Below are 539 nucleotides of genomic sequence, written 5' to 3'. Positions count from 1 at the left end.
GGTGTGACCATCCATGTATTACGCGGTAGAAGCAGTCTCGAGAGCTATCTAATGCAAGTTGCTTTTTGCTCCTGGTAATACACGGTTATTGTTGCTACACTATCGGTGTAATACATGGATAAAGTCCAGATGCAACCAGATGAATACGGTAAGTTCGTCACCAAGAGTGGTGAACCGAAGCGCTGTCCGCTCACTAAGGCTGAGTGATACAACTTGGTCGGCAATGGGTGAAATGGCTGAATCTAGTAAGCTTACTAGGGCTGACTTACTGGAGCAGATGTTCAGGAGCAAGCTTAATCTCATTCCAAGTAATACACGGTGCGAGATTGAGTTGCCTCCAAGTAATACACGCAAAGGAGTGGACGGGGAACCGAGTAATACACGGATAGCCAAGGACATAGAGCAGCTGAGTGCGGAAGTAGCACAGCTTCGCTCTGAGAATGCGAGACTCTTAAATTTGGTTCAAAAGCTGTCGGAGGTTAAAGACCTTGAGGCTTTACGCGACTCTATCTTGTCTAGCCTGAAGTTGGGGAAACAAG

Annotated in this window: 1 pseudogene; it reads left to right on the top strand. The window is 46.9% G+C overall.

From position 1 onward, the window contains the following. Positions 1-331: 331 nt before the first annotated feature. A pseudogene (locus AABK37_RS41830) lies at positions 332-539 on the top strand (hypothetical protein); the annotation flags it as partial.

This window comes from Tolypothrix sp. VBCCA 56010 (assembly GCF_050875635.1).
Lineage (GTDB): Bacteria > Cyanobacteriota > Cyanobacteriia > Cyanobacteriales > Nostocaceae > Hassallia.
Note: the sequence above shows the minus strand (reverse complement) of the source record. Positions and strands in the feature narration are given on the sequence as shown.